This is a genomic window from Chromatiales bacterium, assembly GCA_020445605.1.
Classification (GTDB): Bacteria; Pseudomonadota; Gammaproteobacteria; order JAGRGH01; family JAGRGH01; genus JAGRGH01.
Map to the genome: position 1 here is coordinate 12,838 of JAGRGH010000063.1, position 17,717 is coordinate 30,554.

Below are 17,717 nucleotides of genomic sequence, written 5' to 3' on the forward strand. Positions count from 1 at the left end.
CCTTGGATCAGTAGCGCCAGCCGACCCGCAGCAGAATGGTTTCGCTGGACGAGTCGTCCTGACCGAGCTTGGCGTTGGACTTGTGATTGCCGATCAGCGCCAGCGTGGTGGTCGAGTCCAGATCAAACCCGATGCCGATCGCCGAGCGGAACTGCGGTGCGAAGACGTCGCTCTCCAGATACTGCACGCCGGGCTGGAAGCTCGCCTCGACAAAGCTGCGCGAACCGACCGGCAGCTGAAACGCCAGCCCCGCGCCGACGAACACGTCACCGTCGAAGGTCGCCTCGGCGGTCAGTTGCGGGCGGATGCGAAAGCGCGCGCCGATCGAGCCCGAACCATCGTCGAACGGACGCCAGCCCTCTCCGGCCACGCCCGCCATCAGGGCGACGGCCGGACTGCCGGTCTTGTCGTTGACGTCGTCCCAGCCGGCGCCCAGATACATGACGCGATCGGAGGCATGAGCCCCGGCCGCGCTAACGAGAAGTGCCAAAGCGCCGCATGCGGACATCGCGCGCGAGCGAATTCTTAGCGGATTCATCGTGCCCCCAGACTGTTGACCCTCGGCCGGCAGCCTAGGGCCTGTTCACACTACGCGTGACGCAGCGACGGTGGCCGTTGTTGTGGCCAACAAGGCGCTGTGAGCGCAGTGTACTTGACGTACATCAGCGAACAGCAACGCGGTTGGACACGGGAACGGCCCCGTCCCGCGGGGTTGCGCCCCAAAATCCGTCATGCTGCGTTGCTCGTCGTTCATTTAGGTACGCTAAACCGCTCTCCTCGCGCCTTGCCTGACGTATTTTGGGGCAGCAACGCTGCGCCAAGCGCAGTGAGAACAGGCCCTAGCAAAGCGCACCGGCAAGTGCCGGCTTCAGCTCAAGGGAAGCGCTGATCCATCCGTCGAAGGATTGCCAGGGCAGCGACACGTCCCTGTGTCACAACCGGCATGCCTCTGCGCGCACGCCGGTGCGGCTGGCGAAAATATCGGCGAATCAGAGTGTGTAACCGCGCTCCTCGTGCAGGACCAGATCGAGCCCCTCGGTCTCCTGATCGCGGGACACGCGCAGGCCGACGAGCATGTCGCAGATTTTCAGGATGATGAAGGTCGCGACCGCCGTGTAGGTAAGCGTCGCGCCAATGCCGACGAGCTGGACCCAGACCTGCCCGCCCATGGTCGTGATGCCGGCGCCTTCGTTGAAGCCAAAGCCGCTGAAGATGCCAAGCCCGGTCGAGGCAAACACGCCGGCGGCCAGCGTGCCGAGGATGCCGCCGACGCCATGCACCGGGAAGACGTCGAGTGAATCGTCGATCTTCAGCACGCGCTTGATGAACTGCGTCGCGCTGAAGCAGACGAAGCCGGCGGTGATGCCGATCACCAGCGCACCGGCAGGCCCGACAAAACCCGACGCCGGCGTGATGGTGCCCAGCCCCGCGACCATGCCCGTGACGATACCCAGCACGCTGGGCTTGCCGAACTTGATCCATTCCGCGGTCATCCACGCCAGCGAGCCGGCGGCGGCCGAAATGTGCGTGACGAGCATGGCCATGCCGGCATCACCGTTCGCGGCCAACGCCGAACCCGCGTTGAAGCCGAACCAGCCGACCCACAGCATGCCGGCGCCGGTCACGGTCATGGTCAGGTTGTGCGGCGGCATCGCAGTCTCGGGGAAGCCGCTGCGCGGCCCCATGACGACGGCCGCCACCAGTGCACCGACACCGGCGGTGATGTGCACGACGGTGCCGCCGGCGAAGTCATACAGCCCCATCGAGCCGAGCCAGCCACCGCCCCAGACCCAGTGGGTGATCGGTGCATAGACGACCGTGATCCACAGGGTCGAAAAGATCAGCATCGCCGAGAACCGCATGCGTTCGGCGAAGCCGCCGACGATCAGCGCCGGGGTGATGATCGCAAACGTCAGCTGGAACATCGCGAACACGCTCTCGGGGATCGAGCCGCTCAGGCTGGACTTGTCCATGCCGGCGAAGAACGCCTTTTCCAGCCCGCCGATGAACGCATTGCCCTCGGAAAACGCCAGACTGTAGGCGTAGGCCAGCCACAGGATCGACGCGAGGCAGGTGATGGCAAAGCACTGCATCAACACCGACAGCACGTTCTTCGCGCGCACCAGGCCGGCATAGAACAGCGACAGGCCCGGGATGGTCATGAACAGGACCAGGGCCGTGGAGGTCAGAATCCAGGCCGTGTTGCCGCCATCCAGCGTGGCATCCGCCCCGCGGGCCAGCGCCGGGAACAGTGCGGCCAGGACAGCGAGCGCGCGCATGCGTGTGGTCATCTCGATTGCTCCGGTAGTGGGCACCGCCGGAACCATGCGTCCGCGCCGGTGCGGGAGTGAAACGCGAGGGAGTGCCGGCAGTTCTGGTTGTGGTCCTTGCCGCGCGGATTTTCGGTCGTGGCGAACGATGTTTCGACGCCCTGGACGCTGCCCGCGACGGACCGGCACGTGTGCGCCGCAGCCACCCACGGCATACCCCCAACTGATTGATTTTATGGTGGCTATGGGTGGATTCGAACCACCGACATCAGCATTATGAGTGCTGCGCTCTAACCAGCTGAGCTACATAGCCAAAGCCGGCTAAAGGTATCGCACGGCGGGCAAACGGGGCAAGCGGAACGCATTGGGGGGGGGTGCCATCAAAGCACGCCGACCAGAGCCGTTCAGGGCCGAAACGGCGGCATGCCCGGCGGCAGGCGGCCCTGCATCCCGCGCAGCAGATTCTTCATGCCGCCCTTGCCGGCCTTTTTCATCATCTTCTGCATCTGCGTGAACTGCTTGATCAGGCGGTTCACTTCCTGGATCTGCGTGCCGGAACCCTGGGCGATGCGCTGCTTGCGCCCACCCTTGACGATTTCCGGTCGGCGCCGCTCGCCAGGCGTCATGGAGTTGATGATCGCGATGTTGCGCACCAGTTCGCGGTCGTTGACCTTCTCGCGCACGCCCTGCGGAATCTGCCCCATGCCGGGCAGCTTGTCCATCAGCGAGCCGAGCCCGCCGAGCTTGGTCATCTGCTGGAGCTGATCGCGAAAGTCCTCGAGGTCGAAGCCCTTGCCCTTGGCGAGCTTCTGCGCGAGTTTCTGCGCCTTGTCCTGGTCGACCTTGTGCTGCACCTCCTCGACCAGCGACAGCACGTCGCCCATGCCGAGGATGCGCGAGGCGAGACGGTCCGGATGAAAGACCTCCAGCGCCTCGGTCTTCTCGCCGACGCCGATGAACTTGATCGGCTTGCCCGTGATGTGGCGCACCGACAGCGCCGCGCCGCCGCGCGCATCGCCGTCGGCCTTGGTCAGCACCACGCCCGTCAGCGCCAGCGCTTCGTCGAACGCGCGCGCGGTGTTGGCCGCGTCCTGGCCCTGCATCGCGTCGACGACGAACAGGGTTTCGGCGGGGTTTGCCACCGTGTGGATGCGACGGATCTCCTGCATCATCTCTTCGTCGATGTGCAGGCGACCGGCGGTGTCGACGATCAGCACGTCGACATGCAGGCGCGCCGCCTGGGCGCGCGCCTCGCGGGCGATGGCCTCGGGCTTCTCGCTGGTCGTACTCGGCAGGAAGATCGCGCCGACCTGGCCGGCCAGCGTCTTGAGCTGGTCGATGGCCGCCGGTCGGTAGACATCGCAGCTCACCACGGCGACCTTCTTGCGGCTGCGCTCGATCAGGTGGCGCGCAAGCTTTGCGGCCGTGGTGGTCTTGCCGGACCCCTGCAGGCCGGCCATCAGGATCACGGCCGGCGGCACGATATTCAGGTTGATCGGCTCGGCCGCCTCGCCCATCGCGCGCACGAGTTCGTCATGCACGATCTTCACGAGCACCTGGCCCGGCGTCAGCGACCGCGCGACCTCCTGGCCCAGCGCGCGCGTGGTGACCTGCTCGGTGAATTCGCGCACGACGGGCAACGCGACGTCGGCCTCGAGCAGCGCACGGCGAATTTCACGCGCAGTGTCGCGAATGTTGTCTTCGGTCAGTCGGGCCTGGCCGCGAACGGTCTGCAGGACCCGACCCAGGCGATCGGAAAGACTGGCGAACATCGGGTTTGGCGGGCGGAGCGGAAGCGGGCCGATAGTATACTGAAGCCTCGAACGCCCACTGCCGCACCGCCCACACCAGACCATGGCCCTGACCCTGACCGCCCTGTTTGCGATCGCCCTGTACGCGGCCGGCGGCGTCCTGCTTACGCAGAACATCTTCAGCATCAACGGCTCGGCGCTGTATTCGCGCACCCGCCTGCTCGGCATCGGGTTCGGCGCGGCCGTGCTGCACGCCATCGTGCTCGGCGCGACCATCCCGGCCGCGGACGGCCTGCATCTGGGGTTTTTCAACGCGCTGTCGCTGATCGCCTGGTTCGGCGTCGCCCTGCTGCTGCTCGCCGCGCTGGCCCGGCCGGTCGAGAACCTGGGGCTTTTCGTGCTCCCGCTGGCCGCACTGGCGCTCGGCTTCGACCTCGTCGCGCCCAGCGATCAGGTCGTTCTGCGTGCCGCCCCAATCGGGCTCAAGGCGCATGTGCTGATTTCGATCCTCGCCTACGCGACGCTGACCATCGCGACGATCCAGGCGGTGCTGCTCGCGGTGCAGGACCGCCGCCTGCATCGCCATCGCGTGACCGGCCTGCTCGGTGCGCTGCCGCCGATCGAAACCATGGAAAGCCTGCTGTTCCAGATCATCGGCGTCGGATTCGCGCTGTTGACCGTTTCGCTGGCAACGGGCTTCGTGTTCGTCGAGAACCTGTTCGCACAACACCTGGTACACAAGACGGTGCTGTCGATCACGGCGTGGATCGTATTTGGCGCGCTGCTCGCCGGACGCGTGCTGCGCGGCTGGCGCGGACGCACTGCCTTGCGCTGGACCGTCGCCGGATTCGTGGTGCTGATGCTGGCGTATTTCGGCAGCAAGCTGGTGCTGGAACTGATTCTAAACAAGCCCTGATCAAGCCATCCAGGCCTGCCAGGGCAACGAAAACGAAAAAGCGCGGCTTTTCGTTTTCTGCATTTTCAATGCGCGTACGCACTTGAAAATGGCGGCACTTCCCCGAGCGCGTGCAACCCTGACCGGTTCAGAGTCTCGCTAACTCCATTCACCGCCGAGTGCGCGCAAGCGCGCGACATCCTGCGGCCGATCGACATCCCATAGCGGATCCAGCGCGGCCCAGCCGCGCCCCAGCGCATCGAGCCGCGCAACGGTCTGCGCGTAGACATCCGCGCCGCCCCACTGAATGCCCTCGAACAGCGTCGGTTCGGGCGCACGCAGGCCAATCAGCACATAACCGCCGTCCTCGGCCGGGCCGAGCACGGCGCGGTGGCCAAGTTCCAGAATCTCGAACGCGCGCGCGAGGTGCGCGGGCTCCAGCACCGGACAATCGCTGCCGATCAGCACGACACGGTCTGCACGTTTGAATGCGTCCTCGAATGCCACATGCATGCGCTCGCCCAGATCACCGCGGGCCTGAGGCGCGAAGCTGAGCCCCGGCGTTGCGCGCCACGGATCGAACCACGGTGCATCCGGGTCACCGTCCACAAGGCATTCGACCGGCGCCAGATCCGCCTCCAGCGCGACGCGCAGCGTGCGCGAGAGCAACCGGCCGTAGAGCTCCGCCGCGCCCTGTTCGCCCAGGCAGTCGATCAACCGGGTCTTTACGCGCCCCGGCCGCGGGACGCGCGCGAAGATCAGGACTCGCTGTCTGGCGACGGACACGGCCCGTACTCCGCGGCCAGGCGCGCGGGATCGGCACCCAGCGCGTGGCGTGCCCGCAGCCGCCACATCTTCCAGACCGTGCGCGCAACGCCGTTGCGCCGCCAGCGCCGGCTGGAGGTCGTCACGCGCGCACGCAGGCACTGCGGACGCACATGGCGTTTCAGTGCACGGGACAGTTCGACATCCTCCATGAGCCCGATCGGTGCAAAACCACCCACGCGCTCGAACAGCGCGCGGGTCACGAACAGCGCCTGATCGCCGGTGGCGATGCCGGACAGTCGCGAACGCAGGTTCATCGCGCCCGCGACCATGCGCAGCAGCGGCCCGGCGATGTCGAAACGCACATCGAAACGCCCCCAGCCGAACCACTCGTAGGGTGCGCACCGCGCACCGTCATCGTTTGCGTAGGGTGCGCACTGCGCACCGCTCTCCTCCGGAGCAAGCGCCGCGGCAATGCGCAAATCGACATCGTCCGGAACGCGCGTATCGGCATGCACGAAACACAGCCAGTCCGCGCGGGTCAGCGCGGCGCCGGCATTCATCTGCGCGGCCCGCCCACGCGGCGCCGACGTCACGCGATCGGCCAGCGGCCGCGCGCGTTCAATCGTGGCGTCGGTGCTGCCGCCGTCGACGACGATCACTTCGCAGCCGCGCGCACGCGCCGCTGCAAGCGCCTGAAGACACCCGGCAATTGCCGCGCCTTCATCGAGCGCCGGCACGATGAACGCACCGCGCGACTCAGCCATCCAGCGCGCCGCCACAGCTCGATCCCTGCCCGGCCGTGCAACCGAAACAGTGTTCAGCGACCGCGATCGGCGCACCGGCCAGATCGTCATCGAGAAGGTCGGCCAGGCTGCGTGCACGACCATCGCGAGCCAGCGGCAGGTCGAGCATCTGGTTGAAGTCGCAGTCGTACAGACGGCCGCGCCAGTCGACACTCACCAGGTTCCGGCACATGACGCCGGCCCGGTTCTCGTCGCGGTGCGCCGCGCGCAGCAGACCGAGATATTCATCGAACACGCCCTTGGAAATCAGCGTGCTGCCGAAGCGTGCGATCGGCATGTTCGCCAGCGAGTACAGACGATTGAAGCGGATGCCGTAGCGCGCATCCAGTTCGCGCTTGTAATCGCTTTCGAGCCCGCATTGCGGCGGCGGCAGGACCGGCCCTTGCGGGTTGTAGACGAGATTGAGGTACAGACCGGATGTCTCGTCTGCATAGCCGAGTTCGTTCAGGTGCCGCAGTACGCGCAGGCTCTTTTCGAACACGCCCTTGCCGCGCTGGCGATCAACGTTGTCCTCGAGATAACAGGGCAGCGAGGCGATGATCTCGACCCGGTGGTGCGCCAGAAACTCTGCCGTGTCGGTCTGGTCCGGCTCCTCCAGCACGGTCAGGTTGCAGCGGTCGATGACGTGGACACCGCGCTCGCGCGCGTGGCGCACCAGATCGCGAAAACGCGGATGCAGTTCCGGGGCGCCGCCCGTCAGGTCGAGCGTCGCGATGCCACGCCGTTCCAGCACCGCGAGGACCTGCCCGACCGTGGCGTTGTCCATGGCCTCCGTGCGCTTCGGCCCGGCGTTGACGTGGCAGTGCACGCACTGCTGGTTGCAGCGATAGCTGAGGTTGACCTGCAGGGTGTCGATGCGCTCGCGCGCGAGCGGCGCAAAGCGGGTCGGGAACAGTCGAGGGCGGACGTCGTGCATGGTTTGCCGAAGCGGGGGTTTCCGCGATGCTACGGCCGGCCACGGCCCACTACAAATCCGCTGGCGACCCTGTTCGGGCCGGTGCTAGAATTCCGGGTCTTGTCCGATTCCCGTCCAGTCGGTGTCGGGCGAGGCCAGCCGGACGGTTTTCCGGACCGGGCTGCGCTACAGGGACGTACATCGGCAATCACGTGGTTGCCACACATTGGGGCGGTAGCTCAGCTGGGAGAGCGTCGCGTTCGCAATGCGAAGGTCGGGAGTTCGATCCTCCTCCGCTCCACCAATTCCCCGCACGAAAAGCCCCGGCCTGACCGGGGCTTTTCGTTTGCAGTGCTAGTGCGCCAAGTGGAAAGTTCTGTGACGCTCAGCCGCGCCATCAGACCATGCGGTAGAAGGACTCGGCGATGTCGTTGTCGGCCGCGTGTGCGATCAGCCGCTGGGCAAGGTCGGCGATCTCCGCGAGCGGACCGGTGAACAGATACATGCCGACCTGCAACGTCGCGCCGTGCGCGGCCAGGCGATTGCCGGTTTCGAACTGTCCACCGGGCGCGAGGATCACGCGCACCTCGTCGATCGCCGAGTCGATCGACTCGCAACCACCACCGGGCGAAATGAAGTCCAGAAAGTCGTCCGGGCTCGGGAAGGTGAGGCTTTCCTCGACGATCACCCCACCCTCGCCGTTGATGCAGAATTCGATCTTGAGTCGGGGGTTCATGTGAATCTCCGGCAGGTTCAGTCTGCTAACACCTGCCGGAAGTCTGGGCCACACACTCCGCCGCCGTGCTGACCCAAATCACACGCGCTTCAGTTTGAGAAACCAGCGTTGCCGGCACGACGCGAGCCTAGGCCGTAGAGTTCGGAGATCGCCGATTCGGTGAGTATTTCGTTGGGCGGACCCGCGGCCAACACCCCGCCATCGGCGAGTAGCACGACGCGATCGGCGATCGCGCGGGCATGTTCCGGGTGATGCGTGGAGAACACGATGCAAAGCCCGTCAGCGGCGAGCGATCTGAGTTCATCGAGCACATGCAGCTGGTTGCCGAAATCCAGAGCCGCCGTGGGTTCGTCCAGCACCAGCAGGCGCGCCTGTTGCGCGAGCGCGCGGGCCAGCAGCGTCAGGCGCTGTTCACCGCCGCTGAGTTCGTCAAACTCACGCGCCGACAGGCGTTCGATGCCAAGGCGCATCAGCGCCGCGCTCGCGATCTGCCGATCGGCCGCCGACGGCGCGTTCCACCACGGCCGATGTCCGGCGCGACCCATCAGCACCTGTTCGAACGCCGTGTACCCGAATACCGGCGTGACGTTCTGCGGGCACCAGGCGACGCGCGGCGTGGCACGCTGCGTGTCGATCTTCACGCCGTCGATGCGGACTTCGCCGGACCGCGCCGGCAGCAAGCCGGCGAGGGTTTTCAGCAGCGTCGTCTTGCCGCTGCCGTTGGGCCCGAGCACTGCGAGCACCTCGCCCGCCCGCGCGTCGAGATCAATCCCCGTCGCCACGGCGCGACGCGTATAACCAACGGCGAGCCGACGCGCCCCGAGCATCAGCGCCACGCCTCGCGACCACGCGCGAGCAGCCACAGGAAAAACGGTGCGCCCACCAGCGCGGTGACCGCGCCGAGCGGCAGCTCGGTGCCGATCAGGCTGCGCGCGAGCGTATCGACCGCGAGCAGGAAGGCCCCGCCGAGCAGCAGGGCCACGGGCAGCAGGCGCGCAAATTGCGGCCCGGTCATGAACCGCGCCATGTGCGGCACCAGCAGGCCGACCCAGCCGATCACCCCGGCGATGGACACCGCCGCGGCGGTGATGAGCGTGGCGAACACGATGACGACGACCCGCACGCCGGCCAGTTCAACGCCGATTGAACGTGCTTCATCGGCCGGCAGTGTCACCAGATCGAGCCGCCAGCGCAGCGCGACAAGCGCGAGCACCCCGACGCCGATCGCCCCGGCCGCGATGCCGGCGCCGCCGGGATCGGCCGCGTGCAGGCCGCCGAGCAGCCAGAAGGTGATCGCCGGCAGGGTGCCGGCCGGATCGGCGACCAGCTTCACCAGCGCGACCAGCGCCGCCGCCAGCGCCCCGACCGTCACGCCACCGAGCACCAGAACAAGCGTCGGGTCGTGACGTTTCACCACTCGTGCGATCGTCGCGACCAGCGCCACGCAACCAACGCCGCCGACGAATGCCGCGCCCTGCACCAGCAGCGCCGGCAGGCCCACGAGCAGCGCCAGCGATGCGCCCAGTGCCGCGCCGCTCGACACACCAAGGATGTCCGGCGAGGCCAGCGGATTGCGAAACAGCTGCTGAAACGCCGCGCCCGCGGCGGCGAGCCCGGCGCCGACCACCAGTGCCAGCAGCACCCGTGGCAACCGCAGTTCCAGCACGACGGCACGCGCGACCGGTTCGAGTTCAGCACCCGTCAATGCCCGCAGCACCCCACCGGCCCCGACCGGGTAGCGACCGATCGAAAGCGCCACCGCGGCCAGCGCGAGGACGAGCCCGCAGGCGGCCAGCAGCCCGGGCCAGAAACGACGCGAAGCGGGATTTGCACTCATGCCCGAAACGACTGCGCTTCGCTGGCCGCCGTGGACCGAAGCTCAGCGATGCTCCGGCCGGGCCTGGTTCGTCGGTGAGAACCGCGTTGCGTGGAATGGCGCCGCGCTGCAGATGACTGCGAGATGGTGATCGCGCCGGTCGGCAGTCTCGCTCATGAAAGCGGTTCCTGGCGCAACGCCCGCTGGTCTGCAAACGGCATCAGCAACAATCGGTCGACGCGGGAATCCTCCGGCGCGCGCGCATATTCCAGCCCCAATTGCATGGTCGCCTGTTCGGCAAACGGTTTGTGGCTTGCGGTCTTGAACAGGTAATCGAACCACGGCAACGTCGCACCATAGTTGCTGTCGGTGAAACGCCGGTCGCTCGAATGATGCAGACGGTGGAAGTCCGGAGTCACCATGAACCAGAGCAGGACCCGGTTGACCCGTTCCGGAACATGGATGTTGCCGTGGGCGACGACATTGATCACCGTTCGGATCAGCTCTTGCGCAAGCACGGCCGTGACCGGCGGCGCGAGCACGACGATGACCGGAACGGTCGCCGCCTGCATGATCAGCACCTCAAACGGATGGTGCCGGTAGGTCGTGGAAAAATCCACTTCCGTGTCGGCGTGGTGCACCTGATGAATGCGCCACAACGCCGGCACCTTGTGGAACGCCCTGTGCATGCCGTAACCGATGGCATCCAGCACCAGAAAGTTCACGACGAAGGCAAGCAGCCACGGGATCGCCGGCTCCGCGAGCAGGCCCGTTTCGAAGTGCCGTGCATACCAGACCGCAAGCAGCAACAGCCCGGTCTGGAGGGCCTTTGCGGTCAACTGGTCAATGACGGTCAGGGCGAGGTTGTTTGCCCAGCGCCAGCCGATGTTTTTCGCTTCCGGGCGTCGTGGCCGGAACAGCTCCCACACCAGCACGATGACCAGCATGGACAGGAGCGTGTAGACAGGAAGGTGTTCGAAATTCATCCTGCCGGCCTAGGGTCTGTTCACACTACGCGTGACGCAGCGACGGTGGCCGTTGTTGTGGCCAACAAGGCGGTTGGACACGGAAACGGCCCCGTCCCGCGGGGTTGCGCCAAGCGCAGTGTGAACAGGCCGACCACCGCGGCCGACAGCGCGACCGACCGCATGCCGACCGGGAATTGTGCTCTTTTTACTTGCCGCGATTGCGGATCAGACGCGCGGCGATCAGTCCGACCACGGCGGCCAGACCCAGCAGCGCGAGCGGCGAGTCGACCGGTACCGACAACGCGTCGATGACCCAACCGGGGCCGGCAACCGCATTCGCGCTGAGACCAAGGGCGGAAATGGCAAAGGCAATTCGATGGATCATGGCTGGAGCCTCCCGGTGTGCTGTCGTGTGCGTACGTGCTGCCCGTGATGGTATTGCGCGGCGGACCGATCGCGAATCGTTGACGGACGGGGCGCAGGATCGCGCGTCGGGGCCGGCTTTGCAAGCCAGCCAGCGCGCAGCGCGGGATGGCCAAAGACCGAGCGCAGCACGCCGGCAGCACGGCGTCCGCCCCGTTGAAACCCGAGTACCACGCTCGGTATAAGGATTCGCATGAACGTACCGGCCACGAGCGCGGCGGCGCGCAACGCTTCTTCGGCGGTCATCGAGGCGCTGGCCGCGGTGCTGCCGCCCGAGGATCTGCTGACCACCGCCGAACAGCTGCATCCCTACGAATGCGACGGGCTGTCCGCGTACCGGCAGACCCCGCTGGCGGTGGTGCTGCCGTCCACGGTCGAGCAGGTACAGGCGATCCTGCGCATCTGCCGCGATCACAATGTGCCAGTCGTCGCGCGTGGCGCCGGCACCGGCCTTTCCGGCGGCGCGCTGCCGCTCGCCGACGGCGTGCTGTTGAGCCTCGCGCGGTTCAATCAGGTGCTGGAGGTCGATCCGGACAACCGCATCGCCCGCGTGCAGCCCGGTGTGCGCAATCTTGCAATCAGCCAGGCGGTCGCGGAGTTCGGTCTGTACTACGCGCCGGACCCCTCGTCGCAGATCGCCTGCACCATCGGCGGCAATGTCGCCGAAAACTCCGGCGGTGTGCACTGCCTTAAATACGGGCTCACCGTGCACAACGTGCTCGGCGTGGAGATCGTCACCATCGATGGCGAACGCGTCTCGCTCGGCGGTGACACGCTGGATACGCCGGGCTACGACCTGCTCGCGCTGATCACCGGTTCCGAAGGCCTGCTCGGCGTGATCGTCTCGATCACGGTGCGACTGCTGCCGATCCCGGAACGCGCGCAGGCCTTGCTCGCGGCATTCGACGAGATCGAACGCGCGGGCGCGGCGGTCGCCGACCTGATCGGTTCGGGCGTCATCCCCGCCGGGCTTGAAATGATGGACAACCACGCCATCCGGGCGGCCGAGGACTTCGTGCACGCCGGCTATCCGGTGGATGCCGCCGCGATCCTGATCTGCGAACTCGACGGCACGAATGCCGAGGTCAGCGAACAGATCAAGGCCGTGCGCGAACGCCTGCTGGCCAGCGGTGCGACCGAAGTGCGCACCGCCGCGACCGATACCGAGCGCGCACGATTCTGGGCCGGCCGCAAGGCCGCCTTTCCCGCCGTCGGCCGGATCTCGCCGGACTATTACTGCATGGACGGCACCATTCCGCGCCGCGAACTCGGCGGCGTGCTGCACCGGATCGCCGAGCTATCGCAGGAATTCGGGCTGCGCTGCGCGAATGTGTTTCACGCCGGTGACGGCAATCTGCATCCGCTGATCCTCTACGACGCCAACCTGCCCGGTGAGCTCGAACGTGCGGAACGGTTCGGCGAACGCATCTGCGAACTCAGCGTCGCGGTCGGCGGCACCGTCACGGGCGAACACGGCGTGGGCGTGGAGAAACTCGGGCCGATGTGCGTGCAGTTCTCGGCCAGCGAGCTGGAGCAGCTGCATGCGCTCAAGGCCGCGTTCGATCCACACGGGCTGCTGAATCCCGGCAAGGCCGTGCCCACGCTGCATCGCTGCGCGGAGTACGGCGCGATGCATGTGCACAAGGGCGAGGTCGCGTTCCCGGACCTGCCGCGATTCTGATGGCCGCCGCTTCCGACCGCAGCGAGGAGCTCATCGCCGCCGTCGCCGCGGCGCGCGAGGCGAACACGCCCGTGTGTCTGCGCGGTGGCGGCAGCAAGGCCTTCTACGGCCACCCCTGCACCGCGAAACTAGCGATCGACACGACCGTGCATCGCGGCATCGTCAGCCACGAGCCGACCGAGCTGTTCGTGACGGTGCGCTGCGGAACACCGCTCGCCGAACTCGAACAGACGCTGGCCGACGCCGGCCAGATGCTGTCGTTCGAGCCACCGGCTTTCGGGATAAATGCGACCGTCGGCGGCATGCTCGCCAGCGGTCTTTCCGGGCCGCGCCGGCCCTGGGGTGGTGCGGTACGCGATGCGGTGCTCGGCGCGCGCATCGTCAACGGCCGCGCCGAGGCGCTGCGTTTTGGCGGGCAAGTCATGAAGAACGTCGCGGGCTACGACCTGTCGCGGCTGATGGCCGGCGCAATGGGAACGCTGGGTCTGGTGCTGGACGTTTCGCTGAAGGTGCTGCCGCGCCCGGAGCAGGAAAAGACCCGCGTCTTCGAACTCGACGCCGCGGGTGCCATCGCACGCATGATCGAACTACAGTCACGCGCGCTGCCACTCGGCGCGCTTGCCTGGATGGACGACCGCCTGTACGTGCGGCTATCGGGTGGCGCGACCGGCGTGAACGAAACGGCCAGACGCATTGGCGGCGACACGCTGGGCAAGGCCGATGCGTTCTGGGCCGATCTGCGCGAACACAGGCTCAGGTTTTTCACCGACGACGGGCCTCCGCTCTGGCGCCTGATCGTGCGTCCGGCCAGCGGCCCGCTGGCGCTGACCGAACCACAGATCGTCGACTGGGGCGGCGCGCAGCGCTGGGTGCGAACGAACGCGCCAGCCGATCAGATTCGTGCCATCGCGGCCGCGGCCGGCGGCCATGCCACGCGCTTTCGCGGCGGCACGGGCGAGGCCTTCACACCGCTGGAAACCGCCCTGCGCAGCCTGCACGATAACGTCAAGCAATCCCTGGACCCGTTCGGCCTGTTCAATCCGGGCCGGCTGTTTCCGGAATCCTGAATGCAAACTCGATTGACTGCCCTGGCCGCCGCGAGCGCGCACGGCCAACTGGCCGATGCCATCCTGCGCAAGTGCGTGCATTGCGGCTTCTGCAATGCGACCTGCCCGACGTATCAGCTGCGCGGCGATGAACTCGACGGTCCACGCGGCCGCATCTACCAGATCAAGCAATGCCTGGAAGGGCTTGAACCGACGCGCGAAACACAGCGTCACCTGGACCGCTGCCTGACTTGTCTGAACTGCGAGACGACCTGTCCGTCCGGCGTGGATTACGGGCGGCTGGTCGACATCGGCCGCGAGTGGGTCGACGCGCGCGTGACCAGACCCTGGCGTGAGCGTGCGCTGCGTCGTGCGCTGCGCCTGGTGCTGCCAAAACGTGGGCTGTTTGCACTCCTGCTCGGTGCCGGACGGCTCGTGCGTCCGCTGCTGCCGGCGCTGCTCAAACAGCAGATGCCGCGTGCACGGCCTGATCGCGGGCCAACGCCGACGGCGAAGCGCGAGCGGCGCATCCTGCTGCCGGACGGCTGTGTGCAGAACACGCTTGCGCCCACGACCCAGGGCGCCGCGCGGCGCGTGTTCGACTATCTCGGCATCGAGGTCATCCGCGTCGACGAAGACGGCTGCTGCGGCGCGATCGACCAGCACCTCGGCGCCGCCGAGTCCGCGCGCGCGGCGATGCGCCGGAACATCGATGCCTGGTGGCCGCATGTCGAGAACGGCATCGAGGCCATCGTCATCACGGCATCCGGCTGCGGCGTCGTGGTCAAGGACTACGCGCAGTATCTGCGCGACGATCCGGACTATGCCGGCAAGGCCGCGCGCGTATCCGCGCTCGCACGCGATCCGGTTGAACTCATACAGCCTGCCGACGTTCCGAAGCTTGGCATCGAGGCCTGGCCGCGGCGCATCGCGTTTCACGCACCCTGCACGCTCCAGCATGGCCAGCGGCTCGGCGGGCGCACGGAGACCCTGCTCGAAGCCGCGGGCTTCGAGCTCACGCGCGTGGCCGATTCACATCTGTGCTGCGGATCGGCCGGCACCTATTCGATCCTGCAACGCGACTGGTCGCAACGCCTGCGCTCGAACAAGCTGAAGAACCTTCGTGCCGGCGCGCCGGCGCTGATCGCAACGGCGAACATCGGCTGTCAGCTGCATCTTGCCGAAGCCGACGGCGTGCCGGTCGTGCACTGGCTCGAACTGCTGGACCCGTCCGCGAAACGTTGACCACCGTATCTCGCGAACTGCCGTACCGCAGCGCCGCGGCACTGTTCGATCCGCTCGCCGGCGACCCCTGGGCGATGCTGCTCGACAGCGCGGGTGCGTCGCGCGAGGTCGGGCGCTGGGACATTCTGGTCTGCGACCCGGTCGAAACGCTGGTCTTTGACGGAACCCGCACGGAGACTCGCAACGCCGCCGGCAGCACTCACGACAGCCGGCCGTTTCTGAGTGTTCTGCGCGAACGCCTGCGCGCAATGGCACCGACCCGCCCGTCGTCGTTGCCGTTCACCGGGGGCGCGGTCGGTTATCTCGGCTATGACCTCGCCCGGCAGATCGAACGCCTGCCGTCGATCGCACCCGCGGACGATCGCATGCCGGTGTGCGCGATCGGATTGTATGACTCCGCAGTGCTGGTCGATCACGCGACGCAACGCTGTGAACTCGTCGGCTCCCCCGCCAACGCAACGCGGCGCGCGCGCATCGAGTCGCTGTCCGAGCGACTGGCCGCCGGTCCCCCATCCGCACCCGCCGGCAGGGCGTTCGAATGTCGCGACGGCCTGCACGCCGACCGCACAACGGCCGAATATCACCGGGCAATCGAACGCATCCTTGCGTACATCCGCGACGGCGACTGCTATCAGGTCAACTACGCGCAACGCCTGCGCGCGCGTGTCGCGGGTGATCCGTGGCTCGCGTACTGCCTGCTGAGGGAGCTTTCCGAAGCGCCGTTTTCCGCGTACCTGAACCTCCCGCACGGACAGGTACTGTCAAGCTCACCGGAACGCTTTCTGCGTTTGAGCGGCGGCGTCGTGCGCACCGAACCCATCAAGGGTACGCGCCCGCGCGACGACGACCCGGACCAGGACGCCGCCTGGGCCGCCGCGCTGGCGCAGAGCGCGAAGGACCGCGCCGAAAACCTGATGATCGTCGATCTGCTGCGCAATGATCTGGGCCGGGTCTGCCGCACCGGCAGTATCGAGGTGCCGCAGCTGTGGGCGGTACGCAGTTTCGCGAACGTGCACCATCTGGTCAGCACGATCACCGGCGTGTTGCGTGAGGAGGTCGACGCGGTCGGTGTGCTGGAGGCCACCTTCCCCGGCGGCTCCATCACCGGCGCGCCAAAGGTGCGCGCCATGCAGATCATCGATGAGCTGGAAGTCGCGCGCCGTGGCGTGTACTGCGGCGCGATCGGTTACATCGGGCTGGACGGACGCATGGACTTCAACATCGCGATCCGCACCATGACGCTGGCGGCCGGGGAACTGCGTTTCTGGGCCGGCGGCGGCATCGTGGCCGATTCCAGTCCGGATGCTGAATTTGCCGAAACCATTGCGAAGGCCGCGACCATGCGCCGCGTGCTCAGCTGCGGGTAGCTTCCCCCCGCCGGTCGTTCAGAGGCTGTCCGGCGGTCCGCAGCGCTCGATGAAGCCACGCTCGCCACTGACACCCGGAACGTCCGGGTGCCGGCGCAGCTGTCGCATCACGCGCAAATACAGCGCATCGGGCGTATTGCCGGAAAACACGATGCTGACCTTTCCGCCCGGCTGCACGAAATAGGTCACCAGCCGGTCGGCGTCGTTCTCGAACAGGACTGCGGCGACCGCCGCATCGGCGCGGTCTTCCACCTCGCCGGCCGTTGCGAATCGCATGGGCACCAGCAGCAACATCGCTGCAAGCACACCGGCCGTGATCGCCTGCATGTCTGAACCCACCGTTGAGTCTGGCAAGTTCGCATAATCTACCGCCATTGGTCGCCATGCGCGCAGCACACGCCGCGCCGCTGGCGGATCAGACCCGAAGCAGAGACCTCAGAGTGGATATTACGGTGAATACGACCCGGCGATCTCGCGCGCAATCCTGCGTGCCTTTTTGAGGCCCCCATCGGCGTCAAAGATCCACACGGCCACGCGTATCCCGTTGCCGGCCTCATATGCGTACATGCGCGCCGGCTTGTCGTAGGTGCCGAGCCAGCCGACGAGGTGGACCTGCAATTCCTGCCGCAACTCCTCGCCGTCCACGACGGATTCGCGCTCGATCGGAAAGTTCTCGCGCTGGCCGCCGAACCAGCCCGGTTTCAGGTCCGCGTACCTCCAGCTGGTGGTCAGTGCGGCGCCGGACTGGCGCATGAACGCATGTAGATCGCCGTGCTGCGTGGAGCGACTCACGGCCACCATGCCGTCACACTCCCAACTGCCCGCCATGGTCGAGCGGTATTTTCGGTAAGCGATCAGGCTGGAGATGTGGTCCTGGTGATTGAACTCCCCGGCCAGCACCGGCTTGTATGCGGACGGCAGACGAACCGTGCCGCCACCGGGGATCTCGATGGCGGGCGAATCGGCGACGCTCACGGACACGAATGCCGCGAGCAACCCGCTCAGCGCATTCCGGATCAGGCCGCGGCCCACCTGCTTTCAGTCCGGGCGAAT

At 66.9% G+C, this 17,717-nt stretch carries 18 protein-coding genes and 2 tRNA genes; 6 read left to right on the forward strand and 14 right to left on the reverse strand.

The features are described from left to right. Window positions 1-7 precede the first annotated feature (7 nt). The 4 genes from KDG50_15420 to ffh all read right to left on the reverse strand — a co-directional run bounded on the left by KDG50_15420 (window position 8) and on the right by ffh (window position 4,042). Window positions 8-442 (reverse strand): acyloxyacyl hydrolase, encoded by a 435-nt coding sequence (locus KDG50_15420; protein ID MCB1866807.1) that lies wholly within the window; start codon window positions 440-442, stop codon window positions 8-10. Between the two features lie 547 nt (window positions 443-989). Continuing rightward, complete coding sequence (locus KDG50_15425; GenBank protein MCB1866808.1) at window positions 990-2,291, reverse strand: ammonium transporter; 1,302 nt, start codon at window positions 2,289-2,291, stop codon at window positions 990-992. A gap of 215 nt (window positions 2,292-2,506) precedes the next feature. Next, window positions 2,507-2,583 (reverse strand) — tRNA-Met (locus KDG50_15430). Window positions 2,584-2,674: 91 nt separating this feature from the next. Next, window positions 2,675-4,042, reverse strand: coding sequence for a signal recognition particle protein (gene ffh, locus KDG50_15435; GenBank protein MCB1866809.1), 1,368 nt, complete (start codon window positions 4,040-4,042; stop codon window positions 2,675-2,677). An 82-nt stretch (window positions 4,043-4,124) separates the two neighbouring features. Here ffh and ccsA point away from each other — a divergent pair, with 82 nt between their 5' ends. Next, on the forward strand, window positions 4,125-4,937 hold the full coding sequence (gene ccsA, locus KDG50_15440; GenBank protein MCB1866810.1) for a cytochrome c biogenesis protein CcsA: 813 nt from the start codon (window positions 4,125-4,127) through the stop codon (window positions 4,935-4,937). Window positions 4,938-5,075: 138 nt separating this feature from the next. On the opposite strand, the gene KDG50_15445 is transcribed toward ccsA, so the two are convergent. Genes KDG50_15445 through arsS form a run of 3 tightly spaced genes read right to left on the reverse strand, consistent with a single transcriptional unit; the run spans window position 5,076 to window position 7,403 of the window. Beyond that, window positions 5,076-5,702 carry a TIGR04282 family arsenosugar biosynthesis glycosyltransferase gene (locus tag KDG50_15445; GenBank protein MCB1866811.1) on the reverse strand — a complete coding sequence of 209 codons (627 nt, stop codon included), beginning with the start codon at window positions 5,700-5,702 and terminating at the stop codon, window positions 5,076-5,078. Next, on the reverse strand, window positions 5,675-6,448 hold the full coding sequence (locus KDG50_15450; GenBank protein ID MCB1866812.1) for a glycosyltransferase family 2 protein: 774 nt from the start codon (window positions 6,446-6,448) through the stop codon (window positions 5,675-5,677). The genes KDG50_15445 and KDG50_15450 overlap by 28 nt, the downstream gene beginning before the upstream one ends. Next, window positions 6,441-7,403, reverse strand: a complete 963-nt coding sequence (arsS, locus tag KDG50_15455; protein ID MCB1866813.1) for an arsenosugar biosynthesis radical SAM protein ArsS — start codon at window positions 7,401-7,403, stop codon at window positions 6,441-6,443. The genes KDG50_15450 and arsS overlap by 8 nt, the downstream gene beginning before the upstream one ends. 207 nt (window positions 7,404-7,610) lie before the next feature. Between arsS and KDG50_15460 the strand changes: the two genes are divergently transcribed. Next, window positions 7,611-7,686 (forward strand) — tRNA-Ala (locus tag KDG50_15460). A 93-nt stretch (window positions 7,687-7,779) separates the two neighbouring features. Here KDG50_15460 and KDG50_15465 read toward each other — a convergent pair. The 5 genes from KDG50_15465 to KDG50_15485 all read right to left on the reverse strand — a co-directional run bounded on the left by KDG50_15465 (window position 7,780) and on the right by KDG50_15485 (window position 11,287). Beyond that, entirely contained in the window at window positions 7,780-8,118 is a 339-nt protein-coding gene (locus KDG50_15465; protein MCB1866814.1) for a hypothetical protein, read from the reverse strand. Between the two features lie 89 nt (window positions 8,119-8,207). Then, the gene (locus KDG50_15470; GenBank protein MCB1866815.1) at window positions 8,208-8,945 is read right to left on the reverse strand and encodes an ABC transporter ATP-binding protein; all 738 of its coding nucleotides are present in this window, start codon (window positions 8,943-8,945) and stop codon (window positions 8,208-8,210) included. After that, window positions 8,945-9,955, reverse strand: a complete 1,011-nt coding sequence (locus tag KDG50_15475) for an iron ABC transporter permease (GenBank protein MCB1866816.1) — start codon at window positions 9,953-9,955, stop codon at window positions 8,945-8,947. Before KDG50_15475 ends, KDG50_15470 begins: the two co-directional genes overlap by 1 nt. A 152-nt stretch (window positions 9,956-10,107) precedes the next feature. Continuing rightward, window positions 10,108-10,920: a sterol desaturase family protein gene (locus KDG50_15480; protein ID MCB1866817.1), complete on the reverse strand. Its 813-nt coding sequence runs from the start codon at window positions 10,918-10,920 to the stop codon at window positions 10,108-10,110. A gap of 187 nt (window positions 10,921-11,107) precedes the next feature. After that, window positions 11,108-11,287, reverse strand: coding sequence for a hypothetical protein (locus KDG50_15485; protein MCB1866818.1), 180 nt, complete (start codon window positions 11,285-11,287; stop codon window positions 11,108-11,110). A 231-nt stretch (window positions 11,288-11,518) separates the two neighbouring features. Between KDG50_15485 and KDG50_15490 the strand changes: the two genes are divergently transcribed. The 4 genes from KDG50_15490 (at window position 11,519) to pabB (ending at window position 16,664) form a co-directional block, all read left to right on the forward strand. Further along, window positions 11,519-13,006 carry an FAD-binding protein gene (locus KDG50_15490; GenBank protein MCB1866819.1) on the forward strand — a complete coding sequence of 496 codons (1,488 nt, stop codon included), beginning with the start codon at window positions 11,519-11,521 and terminating at the stop codon, window positions 13,004-13,006. After that, window positions 13,006-14,073, forward strand: a complete 1,068-nt coding sequence (gene glcE, locus KDG50_15495) for a glycolate oxidase subunit GlcE (GenBank protein ID MCB1866820.1) — start codon at window positions 13,006-13,008, stop codon at window positions 14,071-14,073. Before KDG50_15490 ends, glcE begins: the two co-directional genes overlap by 1 nt. Then, on the forward strand, window positions 14,074-15,297 hold the full coding sequence (gene glcF, locus KDG50_15500; GenBank protein MCB1866821.1) for a glycolate oxidase subunit GlcF: 1,224 nt from the start codon (window positions 14,074-14,076) through the stop codon (window positions 15,295-15,297). A gap of 74 nt (window positions 15,298-15,371) precedes the next feature. Then, the gene (gene pabB, locus KDG50_15505) at window positions 15,372-16,664 is read left to right on the forward strand and encodes an aminodeoxychorismate synthase component I (protein ID MCB1866822.1); all 1,293 of its coding nucleotides are present in this window, start codon (window positions 15,372-15,374) and stop codon (window positions 16,662-16,664) included. 18 nt (window positions 16,665-16,682) lie between these two features. Here the strand turns inward: pabB and KDG50_15510 are convergent, their stop codons facing one another. Both KDG50_15510 and KDG50_15515 read right to left on the reverse strand, forming a co-directional pair. Further along, the gene (locus KDG50_15510; GenBank protein ID MCB1866823.1) at window positions 16,683-16,991 is read right to left on the reverse strand and encodes a hypothetical protein; all 309 of its coding nucleotides are present in this window, start codon (window positions 16,989-16,991) and stop codon (window positions 16,683-16,685) included. Between the two features lie 120 nt (window positions 16,992-17,111). Beyond that, on the reverse strand, window positions 17,112-17,696 hold the full coding sequence (locus tag KDG50_15515) for a hypothetical protein (protein ID MCB1866824.1): 585 nt from the start codon (window positions 17,694-17,696) through the stop codon (window positions 17,112-17,114). Window positions 17,697-17,717 lie beyond the last annotated feature (21 nt).